General features: G+C 62.8%; 15 protein-coding genes and 1 tRNA gene. 8 read left to right on the forward strand and 8 right to left on the reverse strand.

From position 1 onward, the window contains the following. Nucleotides 1-18 precede the first annotated feature (18 nt). The 3 genes from ASH00_RS14385 (at nucleotide 19) to ASH00_RS14395 (ending at nucleotide 3,804) form a co-directional block, all read left to right on the forward strand. Nucleotides 19-3,051, forward strand: coding sequence for a UPF0182 family protein (locus ASH00_RS14385; RefSeq protein ID WP_082566173.1), 3,033 nt, complete (start codon nucleotides 19-21; stop codon nucleotides 3,049-3,051). Nucleotides 3,052-3,108: 57 nt separating this feature from the next. Then, nucleotides 3,109-3,182: transfer RNA gene (locus tag ASH00_RS14390), tRNA-Met, on the forward strand. Between the two features lie 97 nt (nucleotides 3,183-3,279). After that, nucleotides 3,280-3,804, forward strand: coding sequence for a DUF6328 family protein (locus ASH00_RS14395; protein ID WP_056549926.1), 525 nt, complete (start codon nucleotides 3,280-3,282; stop codon nucleotides 3,802-3,804). Here the strand turns inward: ASH00_RS14395 and ASH00_RS14400 are convergent. The 3 genes from ASH00_RS14400 to ASH00_RS14410 form a co-directional block, all read right to left on the reverse strand. Further along, on the reverse strand, nucleotides 3,773-5,161 hold the full coding sequence (locus tag ASH00_RS14400) for a cryptochrome/photolyase family protein (protein WP_056549677.1): 1,389 nt from the start codon (nucleotides 5,159-5,161) through the stop codon (nucleotides 3,773-3,775). The two genes, ASH00_RS14395 and ASH00_RS14400, sit on opposite strands and share 32 nt — an antisense overlap. An 88-nt stretch (nucleotides 5,162-5,249) precedes the next feature. Then, the gene (locus ASH00_RS14405) at nucleotides 5,250-6,017 is read right to left on the reverse strand and encodes a PspA/IM30 family protein (RefSeq protein ID WP_056549679.1); all 768 of its coding nucleotides are present in this window, start codon (nucleotides 6,015-6,017) and stop codon (nucleotides 5,250-5,252) included. A gap of 52 nt (nucleotides 6,018-6,069) precedes the next feature. Then, nucleotides 6,070-8,175: a TPM domain-containing protein gene (locus tag ASH00_RS14410; RefSeq protein ID WP_056549681.1), complete on the reverse strand. Its 2,106-nt coding sequence runs from the start codon at nucleotides 8,173-8,175 to the stop codon at nucleotides 6,070-6,072. A gap of 303 nt (nucleotides 8,176-8,478) precedes the next feature. Between ASH00_RS14410 and ASH00_RS14415 the strand changes: the two genes are divergently transcribed. From ASH00_RS14415 to ASH00_RS14430, 4 genes are all read left to right on the forward strand, one after another. Then, on the forward strand, nucleotides 8,479-9,927 hold the full coding sequence (locus ASH00_RS14415; RefSeq protein ID WP_056549683.1) for a S1C family serine protease: 1,449 nt from the start codon (nucleotides 8,479-8,481) through the stop codon (nucleotides 9,925-9,927). Between the two features lie 128 nt (nucleotides 9,928-10,055). Then, entirely contained in the window at nucleotides 10,056-10,874 is an 819-nt protein-coding gene (locus ASH00_RS14420) for an electron transfer flavoprotein subunit beta/FixA family protein (RefSeq protein ID WP_056549685.1), read from the forward strand. A gap of 42 nt (nucleotides 10,875-10,916) precedes the next feature. Continuing rightward, nucleotides 10,917-11,864, forward strand: a complete 948-nt coding sequence (locus ASH00_RS14425; protein ID WP_056549687.1) for an electron transfer flavoprotein subunit alpha/FixB family protein — start codon at nucleotides 10,917-10,919, stop codon at nucleotides 11,862-11,864. Nucleotides 11,865-11,866: 2 nt separating this feature from the next. After that, nucleotides 11,867-12,625, forward strand: coding sequence for a PIG-L deacetylase family protein (locus ASH00_RS14430; protein WP_056549689.1), 759 nt, complete (start codon nucleotides 11,867-11,869; stop codon nucleotides 12,623-12,625). A gap of 55 nt (nucleotides 12,626-12,680) precedes the next feature. Here the strand turns inward: ASH00_RS14430 and ASH00_RS14435 are convergent, their stop codons facing one another. From ASH00_RS14435 to ASH00_RS14455, 5 genes are all read right to left on the reverse strand, one after another. Then, nucleotides 12,681-13,469, reverse strand: a complete 789-nt coding sequence (locus tag ASH00_RS14435) for an anti-sigma factor (RefSeq protein ID WP_235563329.1) — start codon at nucleotides 13,467-13,469, stop codon at nucleotides 12,681-12,683. Between the two features lie 16 nt (nucleotides 13,470-13,485). Next, nucleotides 13,486-14,103 carry an ECF RNA polymerase sigma factor SigK gene (gene sigK / locus ASH00_RS14440; RefSeq protein ID WP_056549693.1) on the reverse strand — a complete coding sequence of 206 codons (618 nt, stop codon included), beginning with the start codon at nucleotides 14,101-14,103 and terminating at the stop codon, nucleotides 13,486-13,488. A gap of 197 nt (nucleotides 14,104-14,300) precedes the next feature. Continuing rightward, nucleotides 14,301-15,098, reverse strand: coding sequence for a class I SAM-dependent methyltransferase (locus ASH00_RS14445; protein WP_056549696.1), 798 nt, complete (start codon nucleotides 15,096-15,098; stop codon nucleotides 14,301-14,303). After that, nucleotides 15,095-15,589, reverse strand: coding sequence for a tRNA (cytidine(34)-2'-O)-methyltransferase (locus ASH00_RS14450; RefSeq protein ID WP_056549698.1), 495 nt, complete (start codon nucleotides 15,587-15,589; stop codon nucleotides 15,095-15,097). Before ASH00_RS14450 ends, ASH00_RS14445 begins: the two co-directional genes overlap by 4 nt. A 9-nt stretch (nucleotides 15,590-15,598) precedes the next feature. Continuing rightward, the gene (locus tag ASH00_RS14455) at nucleotides 15,599-16,525 is read right to left on the reverse strand and encodes a J domain-containing protein (RefSeq protein WP_056549700.1); all 927 of its coding nucleotides are present in this window, start codon (nucleotides 16,523-16,525) and stop codon (nucleotides 15,599-15,601) included. 107 nt (nucleotides 16,526-16,632) lie between these two features. On the opposite strand from ASH00_RS14455, the gene ASH00_RS14460 reads away from it, so the two are divergent. After that, nucleotides 16,633-17,220 (forward strand): pentapeptide repeat-containing protein, encoded by a 588-nt coding sequence (locus ASH00_RS14460; RefSeq protein ID WP_056549702.1) that lies wholly within the window; start codon nucleotides 16,633-16,635, stop codon nucleotides 17,218-17,220. Nucleotides 17,221-17,308 lie beyond the last annotated feature (88 nt).

A 17,308-nucleotide genomic window follows, 5' to 3' on the forward strand; every position in this document is an offset into this window, starting at 1 on the left:
CCCAAGGATGAGGTAATAGTGACATCCGGACCTGACCGCCCGTTCGGCAGCAGACCAAGCCAACCATATTCCTCCCCACCCCGGCGGCGTGGGCCGCTGGTACCGACCCTGATCGTTCTCGGTCTGCTCGTCGTCGGCTTCGTGTATTTCTCACAGGTTTATGCCGATGTCCTCTGGTACAACCAGCTGGGCTTCCTCGAAGTATTTGTCACCGAGAACCTCTCGCGCATCGGCCTGTTCGTGGCGGCCTTCCTCATTATGGGCGCAAGCGTTTACTTCAGCTTGCGTATCGCCTACCGTTCACGGCCCATTTACGCTCCCGACAGCAGCGTCCAGGACAACCTGAACCGCTACCAGGCCCAGCTTGAACCGATCCGCAGACTGCTCATGATCGGCATCCCCGTTGTGCTCGGCGCGTTTGCGGGAACCGCAGCGTCTTCACAGTGGGAACGGATGCTCCTGTTCTTCAATTCGGAGCCCTTCGGAGAGACGGACCCGGAATTCGGGCTGGACATCGGGTTCTACGTCTTCACTTTGCCGTTCCTGAGCTTCCTGCTCGGGTTCCTGGTGAGCGTCATCGTCATCAGCGGGATCGCCGGAGTGCTGACGCATTACCTGTACGGTGGCATCCGCCTTGAGGAGAAAGGTCTCTTCACTAGCAAGGCAGCCCGCACACACATCGCGGTACTGGCTGCACTCTTCCTGATCCTGCAGGGCGTCAACTACTGGCTGGACCGCTACTCCACCGTCATCAGCAGCGACGGTAAATGGGCTGGCGCTCTCTACACCGACGTGAACGCAGTCATCCCCACCAAGGCGATTCTTGCCGCGGCCGCCATCATTGTTGCGGTCCTGTTTATCATTTCCGCAGTGATTGGCCGGTGGCGCCTGCCCGTGATCGGTACGGCCATGCTGGTCATCACTGCTATCCTCGCCGGCGGCGTATACCCGTGGGTCATCCAGCGGTTCCAGGTTGTTCCGTCGGAGTTCAGCCGGGAAGAGCCGTTCATTGAGCGCAACATCGAGATGACTCGAGCTGCCTACGGCCTGGACCAGGTGCAGGTCAATGACTATGGGGTTGAGGAAGTTCCCCAGGAGGGAGCGTTGAACGAGGACGGCGAGACAACGGCCAACATTCGCCTCCTGGACCCCAACCTTGTGAGCGACGCATTCAGCCAGCTCCAGCAGTTCCGCCAGTACTACCAGTTCCCGGAGATCCTGAACGTTGACCGCTACGAGATCGACGGCGAGATCGAGGACACCGTCATTGCAGTCCGCGAACTGAACACTGCGGGTGTTCCGGATGGCTGGATCAACGAGCACGTCTACTACACGCACGGCTACGGCGTGGTTGCAGCAGCCGGTTCAACCGTGGAACCGGACGGGCGCCCCGAGTTCATTCAGTCAGGTATCCCGACCACGGGCCTGCTGGGGGATGAGAGCACGTTTGAGCCGCGCATCTACTTCGGTGAGGAATCACCGGAGTATTCGATCGTCGGTGCTCCGGAGGGAGCCACGCCACTTGAGATCGACCGGCCCCAGACGGAGGAATCCGACCAGGAGGCCCGCAGCACCTTCCGGGGCGACGGCGGCCCGCAGGTGGGAAACTTCTTCAACCGGCTGGTGTATGCACTCAAGTTCCAGTCCACGGATCTACTCCTGTCAGACCAGGTAACGAGCGAATCCCAGATCCTCTATGATCGTGATCCCGTTGAGCGCGTGGAAAAGGTTGCCCCTTACCTCACGCTGGATAGCAATACCTACCCGGCCATCGTTGATGGGCGCGTCAAATGGATCATCGAGGGTTACACCACAACGTCCGACTACCCGTACTCCACTCAGCAGGAACTTCAGTCCGCCACAGTGGATTCCCTGACCGCCGAAGGTGTCGCCACCGCCTTGCCTGCTGAGCAGGTGAACTACATCCGTAACGCGGTGAAAGCCACGGTTGACGCCTACGATGGCTCGGTTGATCTTTACGCCTGGGATGATCAGGACCCCATTCTGAAGGCCTGGCAGAAGGTGTACCCGACGTCGCTGCAACCGTACAGCGAGATGTCGGCTGACCTGATGGCGCACGTACGGTACCCGGAGGACCTCTTCAAGGTCCAACGCGAGCTGCTCGCGCGCTACCACGTGACAGAGACCCAGCCTTTCTACAGCAACAACCAGGCGTGGGCTGTACCGGTTGATCCGACGCTGGAAGAAGGCGAGCAGGACGTCAAGCAGCCTCCGTTCTACCTCTCGCTCCAGATGCCCGATCAGGAGTCGGCCAGCTTCTCGCTGACCACTCCGTTCATTCCGTTTGTTCCGGAGGGCCAGGAACCGCGCAACATCCTTTACGGCTTCCTTGCAGCGGACGGTGACGCCGGTACCGGTGAACCCGGTGTCAAGGCAGAAACCTATGGAACCCTGCGATTGCTTGATTCGTCCGGTCAGGACTCCGCGGTCGGGCCGGGCCAGGCGGCAAACCTCTTCAACTCGGACACTGAGGTCTCGCAGGAGCTGAACCTGCTGCGCCAGGGCGCCTCCGAAGTGATCAGCGGTAATCTCCTGACGCTGCCCATCGGTGGCGGAATCGCTTACGTGCAGCCGGTGTACGTCCAGTCCTCGGGGGACTCGTCCTTCCCCGTCCTGCGGCGTGTGCTGGTGAGCTTCGGTGATCAGGTCGGCTTTGCGCCCACTCTGGATGAAGCACTGGACCAGGTGTTCCAGGGAGACTCCGGGGCTGTGACCGGAGACAGCGAGAATGTGGGGGAGACCCCTGATCTGCCTGCGCCGTTGGTTGGCTCGGATTCCGGGAACGAATCCCCGGAGGAGCCGACGGAGGAGCCCACCACACCCGCAGAGCCGGGCACGGGCGATCCGGCAGCGGATCTCCGGGCGGCGCTGGAGGAAGCGAACGCGGCAATCCAGGAGGGCCAGACCGCGCTCGCCGAGGGCGACTTCGCCGCCTACGGTGAGGCACAGGAGCGGCTCGACCAGGCACTGCAGCGGGCACTGGATGCCGAAACGCGTTTGTCTGAAGCGTCCGGAGGAGCCACCGAATAAGGCATCTGGATCCCGATTTGGGATCCGCCCCCGCGGCGGGTAGAGTAGTAATCACGCCGCGGGGTGGAGCAGTTCGGTAGCTCGCTGGGCTCATAACCCAGAGGTCGCAAGTTCAAATCTTGCCCCCGCAACAAGAAAACGAAGGTCCCGGAAGCTTGGCTTCCGGGACCTTCGTCATTCCCGCATTATTTCGCCCTTTTGCGTGCCCGGCTCACCTACACTGTGTCCATGATCGAGCAGGGCGCTGTGGGAGAGGACAAGGAACGCGGGGAGACGGCGCTCCAGCGGGTTGACCGGAACTGGCTTGAGATACTCCAGGAACTTCGTGTACTCCAGACCGGTATCCAGATTCTCACCGGCTTCCTGCTCACACTGCCGTTTCAGTCGCGTTTCACCGAGCTGGACTCATTTCAGATCGCGGTCTATCTCGTGCTCGTCGTGTTGTCCGCCCTGATCACCGCCCTGCTGCTCGGTACTGTAATCCTGCACCGGACCTTCTTCCGGCTGCGCATCAAGGAGGCTTTGGTACGCCATGCCCATCGCATCCTGAGGACCACAATGGTCCTCGTGGCCCTCGTCCTCGTTGGAACAACCGGTCTGGTCTTCGACATCGTGTTGGGCCGGACGGCGGGAACGGTGAGCGCCATCGGTCTGTCCATGACGATTCTGGCGCTGTGGGTGGCCGTACCGCAGGTGCTCAAACGTCGGTCGATGAAGGAAGTCAGTCCTGGCGAAGGTCCTGATACGCATTGAGCGCCCGTTCGCGCGAGACTTTCAGGTCCAGCAGCGGCGCAGGGTAGCCGGCCGGTAGATCCGTCCAGGGTTCATGAACTTCATGCGCGGAGCGCAGCTCCGGAACCCATCGACGAAGGTAACCGCCGTCCGGGTCAAACTTCTTGCTCTGCGTGACGGGGTTGAAAATCCGGTAGTAGGGTGCGGCGTCTGCGCCGGAGCCTGCCACCCATTGCCAGTTCGCCGCGTTGTTGGCTGGATCCGCATCCACCAGGGTGTCCCAGAACCACTGCTCGCCCACACGCCAGTCAACCATCATGTTCTTCACAAGGAACGAACCGACCGCCATACGAACCCGATTATGCATCCATCCGGTATGCCAAAGCTGACGCATGCCTGCATCGATCAACGGGAAACCAGTACGCCCGTACTGCCAGGCATCAAGTTCGTCGGAGTCCGGTTGCTGCCACGGGAAGGCGTCGAATTGCGGTCGGTAGTTCTCTGTCGCCAGACGTGGCTGGTGGTAGAGCAACTGCCAGCAGAACTCACGCCAGCCGAGTTCCTGGGTGAAGATCGCGAGGTCACTGGCGGTCGCGGGGGTGGATGCGGCCCGGGCAGAGTGCCAGACCTGGAATGGGCTGATCTCGCCGAACCTCAGGTGCGGGGAGAGGCGGCTGGTTCCCTCAACGTCAGGCAGCTGGCGGGCATCGGCGTATCCGTCAACTGTGCCGGTCACGAAGCGATCGAGGAGCGCTTGCGCTGTCTGTTCTCCGGGCGTCCACGTCTGTCTGAGGCCACCTGCCCAGTCGAACGTGTCGGGGAGGAGGCGCCACTCGTCGAGATCCTCCGAGTCGACGTTCGGACCGCGCAGCACTGTCGGTCCATCAAGGGGTTCCCGTGGCGCCGGATGGTTATGGCACGCCCGCCAGAAGGGGGTGAAGACCTTGTACGGGGAGCCGCTGCCCGTCGTGACTTCCCAGGGTTCGAACAGCAGGTTCGCCTGAAAGCTGTGCACCTGGTACCCCTCGTCGCTGAGGGAACCCTTGAGTGCAGCGTCGACGTCCCTCTCAGCGAGCACATACCGGCGGTTCCAGAAGACAGCATCCGCCCCGGACTCTTCGATCAGACTGGGGATCACGTCTGCTGCGGGACCTGATCGGAGTACCAGTGGAATCCCCTGATCCCGGAATGCACTGCGAAGCGAAGACAGCGAGTTATGGAGCCACCAGCGGCTGGCGCCGCCCAGGGGCCGAATTCCCTCACTCACTTCATCGAGCACATAACAGACGACGACGTCGCCACGCTCTGCAGCAGCGTGCAGGGCAGGATTGTCGGCGATGCGCAGGTCGTCGCGGAGCCACACCAAGGTCAGAGTCATAAAGCCAATCTACCGGCGGCTTGGCGAACCTTTAACGGGATCAGCGGCGGTTCGAGGCTCGAACCGCCGCTGTATCGCGAGTGGTGAATCAGTACTTCGGACTGTCCGCGCCCTGCTCGATGGCAGAGGGCGTCTCAGCACCGGAACCGCCTGATTTCAGGGCGGCGAGGCGTGCTTCGATCTCACTTTGCTCGCCGAGGTCCTCAAGGCTCTCGAACTGGGCGTCAAGGCTTGAATTGGCAAGTTCTGCCTGACCGAGAACGCGAGCCTCTTCACGACGGATCTTCTCCTCGAAACGCCCTACCTCGCTGGTCGGGTCCATGAAGTCGATGCTCTTCATGGCATCATGCACCTGCGCCTGTGCTGCGGCCGTGCGTGAACGCGCAATGAGCTCATCGCGTTTGCTGGTCAGTTCGTTGAGCTTGCCCTTCATCTGGTTCAGCCCGGTCTTGAGCTTTTCCACAATTTCCGTCTGAGACGCGATCGTTGGCTCTGCGCCCTTGGCCTCATTTTCAGCGGTGATCTGACGCTGAATAGCAACCTTGGCCAAATTGTCGAACTTCTCCGCGTCAGGCACATCGCCGGACGAACGGTACTCGTCGGCCTTCTTGGAGGCCGCGAGCGCCTTGTTGCCCCAGTTGCGGGCGTTCTCTCGGTCCTCGTTGTAGTCCTCCTGGAGCATGCGCAGATTACCGATGGTCTGGGCCACCGCGCTTTCGGCTTCGGCGATGCTGTTCGAGTAGTCGCGGACCATCTGGTCCAGCATCTTCTGCGGGTCTTCAGCCTGATCCAGCATTGCGTTGATGTTGGCCTTCGCCAGTGTTGCGATACGTCCGAAAATTGATTGCTTTACCATGGGTTACCTTTCGATCTTCCTGAGTAGTTCACTGCCTGTTGAGGTCGCTCACCTAAAAATCGCCGAAGCCGCCCCCGAAGTCACCGAATCCGCCGCCACCGGCATCGAAACCACCGAATCCGCCGCCGCCGAACATGCCGGCGTCACCGCCTCCGCTGAACCCGCCGCCGCCGCCGAAGAATCCTCCGCCGTGCCCGCCTCCGTTGAGGATGGAACCAATGAGGATGCCGCCGAGGAGTGCGCCGCCCATGCCGTCCCCGCGGCCGCCGAACATACCTCCGCCTCCAAAGCCGCCCATACGTCCACCGAAGCCGTCCACATCGCTCTGCGCGATCTGACCGGCCTGTTCGGCCAAAGCGACAGCCTGCTGGGCATGGGAGAGCGCCGTCACCGGGTCATCCGACTGGATGCGCATCGCATAGTCAAGGTTGCGCTCCGCCTCCGCCAACCTAGTCCGGGCTTCACTGCCCACGCCGCCGCGCCGGGCACGAATGTAGTCCGCCGTACCCGAGATCCGTGATTGGGCGGCCATGATGGTGTGCTGCAGGCTTTCGCGTGCCCTGCGGGTCTGTTCTGCCTGATCACGGACTCCGCCGATGGCGGCGTCGAGCTGCGTATGCGCAGTCTCGACTCGCTGGAGGAGCGCCACGGGGTCTATCCTGCCCGACGCGATCTCCCGCTTAACCGATTCCAACGCTGCCGTTGTGCCTGCTACCGGACCGGCGAGTTCAGGGTTGGAGCCGGCAGCAACCATGGCCTGCGCCTGCGCAACGTCCTGGGCCGCATCCGAGACGGCCCTTTCCATTTCGCGTTCGGCAGTGTCCAGTTCCGTGGCACGGCGATCGATGGCGTCCAGCAGGACCTTCGTCTGGTGGACACCTTCTTCGGCGGCTCGGACGGCGACGACGGCGGCACCGGTGTTGCCCTCGGACAGATGCCTTTGTGCTGTGGAAGCGGCATTGTCAACGAACTGCAGCCTTTCGCGCGCCTGGACCACGTTGTCCTCGATTTGCGCGGTCGCCGAGGTAGCGTACCGTCCCTGGAGCTCTCGCAACGTACGTTCAGCCGCGTTCAGCCGCGTTCCGACATCGTTCGCGGAAGCCTGTGCATCCGACAGGGCCTGCGGAGCATTGCGTTCCAACTTCCGCAGGGCGTCGAAATCTGCCTTGTGCTCCTGCAGGCTGGCATTAACCGACTCACACCGGCGGATGATGTCACCAAGCCACTTCCGCTGGTCTTCCTCTGTGTCCGGAATGTGGTCATCAAGCTGCTGCTGAAGCTTGAATGACTCGCTCATATGGGCCTTCGCTGCGGTGATATCCGCCGCGAACGGCTTGACTGCTTCATCGCCGTACTGGGCCTGCGCGAACCCGACTTCCTGCTCGCTTGATTTGATGGCGTCGTCCGCTGCTATCAGCAGACTTCCCGCGCGAAGCCGCAGGTCCTCCACGCTCAGTGAAGCCAACGGATCCAGAACCTGGCCGTCGGCCCCGCGGCCGGGTCCGAACTCGATTTCTGAAGGGTGCCGGTTCTGCTCCTGTGCGTCCGGCTTACGGCGCTTTGACCGGAGATAGAAGTATCCACCCACACCAGCCAGGACGAGCAGGCCACCGATGAAGAGGAACGAACCTCCTCCTCCGTCACCGGACGTTCCGGCAGGGCTGACGGTGCCGCCGTCGAGAACCTGGTCAACCCCGGTGACTGCAGCGACAGCAGCGCCCGTCCAGTCGTCGTTCTCCAATTCCGGTACGGCGAAACTCTGGTAGATCCGGTTCGACTGGTCATCCACAACGCTCGAACTGTCCGCAAGGAGGCCGCCTGTCCGATCGTCGACGCCGATCACAAAGATTGCATCGTCAGCCTGCAAGCTACTGGTCTCGGCAGTGGCTATCGCCCATTGTTTGGCGTCCGACGGGTTGGTGAAGGAGTCAACGTAGGCGACATGCAGGGTGTAGCCGTGCTCAGCCTGCAGCTGCTCGATCGACTGTTCAACCTCTTGCTGTTCCGAATCAGAGAGGACGTCCGCCTGGTCAACCACCGTTTGGGAATTGAAATCAACAGGATCTACGGCATAGGCGGGAGCGGCAACCAAAGGGCTCAGCAGGGCGGCTGTTCCTACACCCACCGCGGAGCAGATGCGTGCAATGCTCGACTTCATTCACAACCCTTCAGCAGTGTCCGCCGGGCGCTCCGGGAACTGGCGAACAGCCGTTGGCAAGGCACAGATCCCCCGGGTTCGCCTGACTGCGATTCTATGGTGCGCTCTGGGGGCAGTCCACCGGGTGGGCTATGCCGCGAGCGAAACCGCTCCGGGACCTGCACCGTAACCGGCTTTTTCGCATTTGCGGGAGAATGAAGAAGGAGGTCGTCCGGTGGGCTCACAGCCGCCGTACAGGCAACGTCAGTCGCGGGTACAGATTGCTTTGCCATAGTTCTAGAAGCATCAGTGAAAGGACAACCGATGACCGAGAACACAACCGGTTCCTACAACGGACCGCTTCCTCCACGGCCAACTAATCCGCCCAGCCACAACCCCAACCTCCCCGCGGCGCAACAGCAGCACCAGCCGATCACCGCACCGACGGCGGATCCATATCATTCGGTCGGGAACGGGCCCGAAACTCACGCAGCCGGCGGGCACCAGCAGGGTGCTTCCTTCGGGTACGGTCCGTATGCGCGGCCAGCGGGCCAAGGGAAGAAGCAGCGTGGGCCCGGAAAGCGCGTTGGATCCGGTACGTTCCTGACCGGGATGCTCGTGGCCGGTCTTCTCGGCGGAGGAGTGGCCGTCGGAGCAGACGCCCTGCTGGAGACGGGCAACCAGGGACCCAACAACGGCACGTCCCAGGCCCAGTCTGTTGTGGTTAATGACACCGAAAGCGTCAACGAGATTACCGGCGCCGCAGCCAAAGCTTCACCGAGCGTCGTCACCATCTCCGTGAACGGCGGCGGGTCAGGCGGGTCAGGTTCAGGGATCATTCTTGACGCTGAGGGCCACATCCTCACCAACACGCACGTCGTCACCCTGGGGGGCCAGGTTGCGGACCCTGCCGTTGAAGTTCGCACGAACGACGGACGGGTATTCCAGGCTCAGATAGTGGGCACTGATCCGCTCTCGGACCTGGCTGTCATCAAGATCGATGCGCCGGACCTTCAGCCGGCCACCCTCGCTGATTCGTCGGAACTGAACGTCGGTGATGTTGCAATAGCAATCGGCGCTCCCCTCGGGCTGAGCGGCACCGTCACGGACGGCATCGTCTCGACGCTCAACCGCACAATCAGCGTGCAGTCGTCGGCCGTTCCTGAAGAACAGTCGGATGCTCCGGAACAGGCTCCGGGAGACGGATTCAACTTCCTCCCGCCTGATGGTTCCCAGGCGCCGCAGCAGGGATCCCAGGGCTCCATCTATCTGAACGTGATCCAGACAGACGCCGCGATCAACCAGGGTAATTCGGGGGGTGCGCTGGTGGATTCGCAGGGTCGGATCATCGGCGTCAATGTCGCGATCGCGTCGGCAGGTTCGGGGGAGAGCGCCGGCAATATCGGCGTCGGTTTCTCCATCCCGATCAACTACGCCCAGCGAGTAGCGGAGGAAATTATCGCCAACGGTGCAGCAACGCACGGCTTCCTCGGCGTGAGCGTCGGTGCAGCGGCATCCGACAGCGCGGCGGGCGCCAGCTCCTTCTCGGTCGGTGCGCAGGTGCAGTCGGTCGAGCCCGGCAGCCCAGCCGAGACCGCAGGCTTCCAGGAAGGGGACGTCATTACCCGGGTGGGGGAATTGCCGATCGAGGATCCGCAGGCCCTCACCGCAGCCGTCCGGATGCTCGCTGAAGGGCAGTCCACGCAGATCGAACTCGTCCGTGGCGAAGAGACCCTGACGCTCGATGTAACGGTTGGTCAGTCGCCGGCCTGACCCGGTGGATTCACGCAGCGGCAGCTCCCTCTCCGAGGGGCTGCCGCTGCGTCATATTCCTGCTGTAATCAGGACGCCTGTGTGGTTAGCTTGTCTGCGGGCAGCAATGGGCCGAAGGAAAGGCAGCAATGGACGAGGCAATCCCCGCGCTCAATATCGCGGTGTTGGTCAAGCACGTGCCGGACACCCAGTTCGATCGTCATCTCAACGGAGCGCACCGCACTACCGATCGCTCTGAGAGTATTCTGTCTGAACTCGACGAGTACGCCCTCGAAGCGGCACTGCAGCTTGTTGAAGCACAGGGCGGAAACGGTCACCGCGTCACGGCGGTCACCATGGGCCCGCCAGCCGCCGTGAACGCCGTGAAAAAGGCACTGCAAATCGGCGCAGACGAGGGCATCCACCTGTGTGATGATGCCCTCGCCGGCTCGGATGCTTCCGGCACCTCACGCGCGCTCGCCGCCGTCGTACGCCATCTGGGCACTGCGGATCTGGTACTGACAGGCATGGCCTCCACGGACGGTGAGACCTCCCTGGTTCCAGCGCAGCTCGCGGAGCTGCTGCAGTTGCCCCAGGTCACGTTCGCGTCCAGCCTTGAGCTCACGCACGACGGCGGCGGCCGCCAATTGATCGCCCGCCGGGAAAGCGACAATGTGGCTGAGACGGTCAGGAGTACGCTGCCCGCCGTGGTGTCGGTAACGGACCAGATCAATGAGCCGCGGTACCCGAACTTCAAGGGCATCATGGCAGCCAAGAAAAAACCGATCACCACCCTCACCCTTGCTGACATCGGACTCGAGGCTTCCGAGGTTGGATTCAGCGGAGCGTGGACGCGGGTCGAGCAGGCGCAGCAGCGTCCTCCACGCTCGCAGGGCGTCATCATCACCGACGAGGGCGATGCCGGTCGGCGACTGGTTGATTTCCTCGCTGAGCAAAAGCTGCTCTGAGCGCAGCAATCCCAGCCAACCACTTCTCAAGGAGCCTTTGGAATGGCAAATGTCCTCGTTTACATTGACACGCCCGGTGAGCACCTGCACAAGACCGATCGTGAGCTGTTGACCCTTGCTGGAATGCTGGGCGAGCCGGTGGTTGCACTCTGTGGAGTGCTGACGGACGGTGTTTCGGCAGAACTCGGCGCTCACGGAGCCGGCGTGCTGTATCTGCCTGCACAGGACGGGCTCGGTGACGTACTCGTGGCGGGCAAGGCGGCTTTTCTGGCAGCCGCAGCGGTGGAGGCGAAAGCTGATGCAGTGCTCCTTGGCAACACGTTCGAAGCCAAGGAGATCGCTGCGCGGGTCGGAATCCGCTTGTCTTCAGGTGTCATCACGGATGCCATCGCAGTGGGCGAGGACTTCAGTGTCACGAAGTCGGTGTTCGCTGGCTCCTACACGGTGAACGCTTCCGTCACCACCGGGTGCCCGATCATCACGGTCAAGGCCAACAGCGTGGAGACCGCAACAGTGCAGGGCGGTTCCAGCCCCGAGGTTCGTCGGGTGCACGTCGCAGCGCCCAGCCACGCAGCGCGGATTACGGAGCGTTCCGAACGGGCGGTGAGTGGCCGACCGTCGCTGGACGAAGCACGCATCGTGGTGGCAGGAGGCAGGGGAGTGGACGGCAACTTTGGACCGGTCGAGGAACTTGCCGACGCGCTCGGCGGTGCTGTGGGTGCGTCGAGGGCCGCTACGGATGCCGGCTGGATTGATCATTCAGCCCAGATCGGCCAGACGGGCAAGACGGTCTCCCCGCAGCTTTACATCTCCGCGGGCATCTCCGGCGCCATCCAGCAGAAGGCCGGCATGCAGACGGCGAAGGTCATCGTGGCAGTGAACAAGGACCCTGACGCCCCGGTTTTCGACATCGCGGATTTCGGCATCGTGGGTGACCTGTCAACTGTCCTGCCGCAGGCGACGGCAGAGATCAACAACCGCAGGAGCTGAACATGCCAGACGTTCCTGAACGGCCGGAGGATGGGGTAAGCCGGGTTCTCTGTTTCGTAGCGCATCCCGATGACATTGATTTTGGCGCAGCGGGCACCGTGGCTCAGTGGACTGCGGCCGGCGTCGTCGTTGAATACTGCATCATGACCGATGGCGACGCAGGCGGCTTCTCCGATGAGCATCGTCCGGACATCGTTGATCGGCGGCGAAAGGAGCAGCGAGCAGCCGCCCGGTTGGTCGGCGTCGAAACCGTGCATTTTCTCGGGTACCGGGACGGCTACCTGGAACCGAGCCTGGAACTGGTGGCCGGCGTTGTGGAGCTCATCCGGAGTGTCAGGCCGCACATCGTGTTGTCCATGCACCCTGAGCGGAACTGGGAGCGCCTCCAGAAGAGCCACCCGGACCACCTGGCATGCGGCGAGGCCGTTACCCGCGCGATTTATCCCGCTGTGGAGAACCCCTATGCTTTCCCTGATCTTGCTGCGCGCGGATTGGACGCGTATCGCGTGCCCTGGCTCTGGTTCTTCGGCGGTCCCACGCAGCTCGAAAACCACTTCGTCGATGTGACTGACCATGTGGAAGACAAGATGCGGGCGTTACGTTTCCACGCCAGCCAGCACCCCGACCTTGAGCGGATGGACAAGACTGTTCGCGCGTTCCTGACCGCCAATGCACAGCGCGGCGGTCTTGCCGCAGACCGAAGCGCCGAGGTCTTTCACGTGGTTCCGGTCAACACCGAAGCTACGATCGCCGGGTTCTGACGGGCGGGGGACGGGCAGTCCGGCTGGAGCGCCGAGCCCATCCCAGCGTTCCCTCTCAGGCGTCGAAGGGAATCTGCGCGACGATCGGGAGGGTAGGCGTTTCAGAGCCGCCCTCCGGTTCGACGGTGATTGCGAGGCCGCTGTACCTTCGGATGCCTTCAATTTCGAGCTCGGTGTGCGCAACGTCCTCGCCGGTCATGGTTCCCAGCGATTCCGGCGATGCGCCGTCGGCAGGAAGACGCCACATCTGGTACACCTTGCCCTCCGGTGGGGCCGGTACATCATCGAGGGTCACGACGGCGGCATCCCTCGACTCCGAGAACGCAAGTTCAGCAGTGCCTGTGTCACCGATCGCGATTTGTTCACGTTGGACATCCCCGGCCTGCAGGACCTGCTCCTGGATAGAGGAAGGCTGCAAATTCTGCGCCACGGTCACACCGCCCACCGCCACGACAACCGCAGCCGCTGCTGCAAGCAACCAGCGACCAGCAGGAGACTGGGTTCGGCGGGCGCTGCGGCGTGCCGCCAGCTCATCCCCAGTGCCGGTCACGGGGGAAGCCGGTGAAGACACTTCCTCGGCCGGCAAGTTCGCGACGATGCGCGCAAAAAGGTCAGCGGGCGGTTCGTCCTCCTGCGTTGCATAGGCCTGCGCCAATGTCTCGCGTGTGGACCGAACCCGCGCATTGAACGCCTCACGGGTTTCAGGAGAGGCAGCTGAGATGTAGTCCTCGAGTGTGGTGCGCTCCTCTTCGCTCACAGCATCCAGGGCGTACATCTCAGCCCACTCGGCGGCCAGGCCGCCGGCCAGGTCCTGCCGAAGATCATCTGCAAACTGCTTGTTCATATCCTTGTCCTGCATCTCAGTTCACCCCCAAACATGTTTTCAACCGGATTAATCCGTCTCTGATTCTTGACTTGATGGTGGGTACCGCCACGCCAAGCTTCTCTGCCACTTCCCGGTACGTCAGCCCGCCGTAATAGGCGAGGCGCACCGACTCCTGCTGCGTGCCGGTCAGGGTCTCCAGACACCGGACCACCGCTTCTGCTTCCAGCCGCTGCGTGACGGTGTCAACGACGTCGTCATGGTCCTTGACCTGCATGGCTGCGCCGTACCGGGCTTCGCGGTCAGTGGAACTCTGTTCGGACCGCACCCTGTCCACCGCGCGGCGATGGGCCAGCGTCATAAGCCAGGCCATGGGGCTGCCCGCGTCCGCGTTGAACCGGTCCGCCATGTTCCACACCTGCAGGTAAACCTCCTGCGTTGTGTCTTCGCTCAGCTCCGGGTCAATCAGAACGCGCCGGGCCAGTCCATACACCCGACGGGACGTCTGGGCGTAGAACTCCGCGAAGGCGCTCTGGTCCTGCTGGGCGATCCGAGCCAGCAGACCAGCCAAGTCAGGCGCGGCGCCAGAGGACGCGTCGGCCTGATCAGGGTCTGATCGAGCTGGGTTAATCCGGCTCACACGTGGCGTATCCATAGGTTTCAAGCATAAAGCGCCGGAATGGCTATCCCGAACATGATGTCCCCGTGCGCGGGTCAGGACATTTCGCCCAACTGTTCCTCCGCCCATGCCCGACCGCCGTTTCTGCAGGTTTCCGTGCCCGTTCCGCTACAACTGATAACACCTCTAGTTCGAAGCGGCTGACGCGGTGGATGGGTCCAGCGGATCAGGCGTTATTCACGGATTGCGACCGCGATCAGGGAGTCGGCATTGAGGGTCGGCTCGTCGCCCAGTTTTTCCATGAAGCGGCTGCGCACTCGCTCCCTGCCCGCTGTATCAGGAGGCAGCAGAAACCGGTAGCCCGTCCCCAGCACCAGGGTCCAGGCAAGGTCAGCATCCAGCGGGATCTGCAGAGGAGCAGTGTGCACTTCGATTGACCCGAAGCCGACTGTCTCCAGGAAAGAGTGCAGCTTCTCGACTGAGGATATTTCGGCCATCTGCCGAAGTGGTGGAGGAACGGGGGCACCGCGCAGGCCAGGCTGTTCTTCGAAGCAGGCCTCGCGCAGCAATGACACAAACGGTTCGTGGGCGCCGTCCTGCCAGGTGCTGATGGCAAGCTTGCCGCCACTGCGCAGTTGGGACGCAAGGTGCCGGGCGCCGGCGGCCATGTCCGGGAGGAAGAAGAGCCCGTAGCAGCAGAGCACTGCATCATAGGTCTGTTCAGCGGCCCACACGGAGACATCAGCCTTCGTGAAGTTGACGGCGTCCAGCCCTAGAGCAGAAGCCTTCGCGGCCGCCAGCGCCAGGAGCCCTGCGGACAGGTCCACCGCGTCAACTCGCGCGTCAGGACCCACAACCTGGGCCGCGGGGATGGTGCTCGCTCCGCTTCCGCAGCAGGCGTCCAACACGCTCTGGCCGATTTGCAGATCTGCGGCGGCAACCACTGCGTTGCCCATGGTGTTCCAAAGGGCCGGAGCGAAGCGCTCGAAGTGCTCGGCGCCGTCGTCGAACAGGTTGTCTACCGTGGTCACGAACGGCCCTCCATCATGGGTTGTGAAAGTTGGGCGCCCTTGAATTCCTGCTGGCGCCAGGCCTCGTACACCACGATGGATGCCGAGCTGGCCAGATTGAGCGAACGTCGGGAGGGGAGCATGGGGAGCCGTACCCTCGCGGTGACCGCTTCATGGTTCTTCACTTCGGGAGGCAGGCCCACAGACTCCGGACCGAACAGGAGTACGTCGCCTGGACGGTACTGGATGTCCGAGTACGTGATGGTGCCCTCAGAGGTGTAGGCAAACAGCCGATCAGGCTCCAGAGCAGAGAGCGCGGCGTCCAGGTCAGGGTGCACGGTCAGGACGGCGAGGTCGTGGTAGTCCAGACCCGCCCGCCGCAACTTGGCGTCTTCCAGGTCGAAGCCCAGGGGTTCGATGAGGTGAAGTTCAGCGCCGGTGACCGCGGCCAGACGAATGGCATTCCCGGTATTGCCGGGAATTTCTGGAGTGTGGAAGAGGATGCGGAACACTGTGCAATCCTAGCGCCCGGCAGCAGCGAGCAAGCGTGCGAGCACCGGCACCTGGACTGTATTGGGTTGGGGGCCCTCGGACAGGAAGCGCCGAACCTCCCGAAGCAGTGTTCCGGCGTTGGCAACGTGGACGGAGACGAGAGCCGAACGATCCAGCGAGGGCGGGTAGTCCACAATCGGTTCGAACGGGTTGTCCTGCTTGCCGTGCAGAGCCAGCCATCCCCGGACATTGCACTCCGGGAACAGATCCTGAACCTTGCGCACCGTGTCGGTGAGCCGCACATCACCAGCATGGCGGCCGCGATGCCGCAGGCGGTGTCCGTCCCACGAGTAATTCCCCGGCGGCGCCAACAGGGAATCAACTATGGCGATGCGGTAGCCCGCCAGCAGCGCATGTCCGACGTCGGCACCCCCTCCGAACGAAAGCCCGTTGACAAGCCGGACGCCGGGAAAACCGGGAAGGAGGCCGGCCTCCAGGAGGCGGGCGGTCGCCCGCTCACCGTCATAGCGGGCGGTGGTGCCCGGCCGAAGCCGGCCAAGGGCACCGGGCTGGCGGGCCGTACCGTGAACCTGTTGTTGCGCCAAGGCGAGCGGTAACGGCGGACTGTGCGTTCCGGCGTCGTAAGCGGGCTCGTAGCGCGCGGCTTGTGCATGTGCTTCGGAGGGTGCCTGTGCGGGCTGCCGCTTCGGCCTGGCCGCCGGCCGCGCTCCGGGCAACGGATCTTCGACGCCGAGGGTGCGGTCGTAGCGGCGGCGTCGTTCCGGATCGGAAAGCAGCTCGTAGGCGACGGCCACTTCGTGGAACAGTTCAGCGTTTCCCCCCTGGTCAGGATGAGCCGTTCGGGCCGCTTTGCGGTAGGCGTCCTTGATCTGTTTCGCAGTGGCACTTCTGCTCACCCCGAGCACGGCGTAGTACGTGCGGTCGGGGGCTGCCATAGTGGCCTTTCGTGGCGAAGAAGGATCAGGAACGGTGTTCGCAGGTTCCGCGCTTGACTGTAAACGGTGTCGTTCCCTCCGGCAAATGGCCGGATAGCATCAGGTGCATGGCGGGCAATAACGAGGTACACAGCGGGTTGGACTGGTACGCAACCAGAAGCAAGCGCGAAGATCACCGCGGTCAGCGCTTCACGGACTGCGATTTCACCGAAATGCGCAGCGAGGGCTCCGTCTTCAGCGGTTGCGTTTTCCGCAATGTGAAGTTCAACGTGTCGACCCATGTCAACAGCGCATTCGACAATTGCCGGTTCGAACACTGCAACTTTTTCGATGCCACCTTCGAAAGCTGCAAGGTCACGGGCAGCGTCTTCACTGGGTCTTCCCTCAAGCCGATTCGGGTGGTTGGAGGCAACTGGTCGTTCGTCTCGTTAGCGGCGGCCGACCTGCAGCGCAGCGTCTTCTCCGACGTGAACTTCACGGAGGCCGACTTCACCCGAACGGACCTCCGGGACGCTGAGTTCCGGGATTGCCGCCTCACCAGCATCTCTTGGGGCGGCGCCCGTCTGAAAGGCGCTGACCTCCGCGGGAGCACCCTTGAGGGGATTGATGCGGAGAACTTCAATGTCCGCGGCGCCGTCGTCGACGTCTCCCAGGCGCTCGCCGTTGCAGAGGCACACGGCGCGGTCATCCGTTGAATCTCATTGCGCTCAGTCCATTGGCCTTCCGGGAGCCGGCGTGAGATGTGCTCGCTAAAGTAGGTGCCGGTGTTGTCAAGGGTTTCCT

Origin of the sequence: Arthrobacter sp. Soil782 (genome assembly GCF_001428435.1) — a bacterium.
GTDB lineage: Bacteria > Actinomycetota > Actinomycetes > Actinomycetales > Micrococcaceae > Arthrobacter_D > Arthrobacter_D parietis.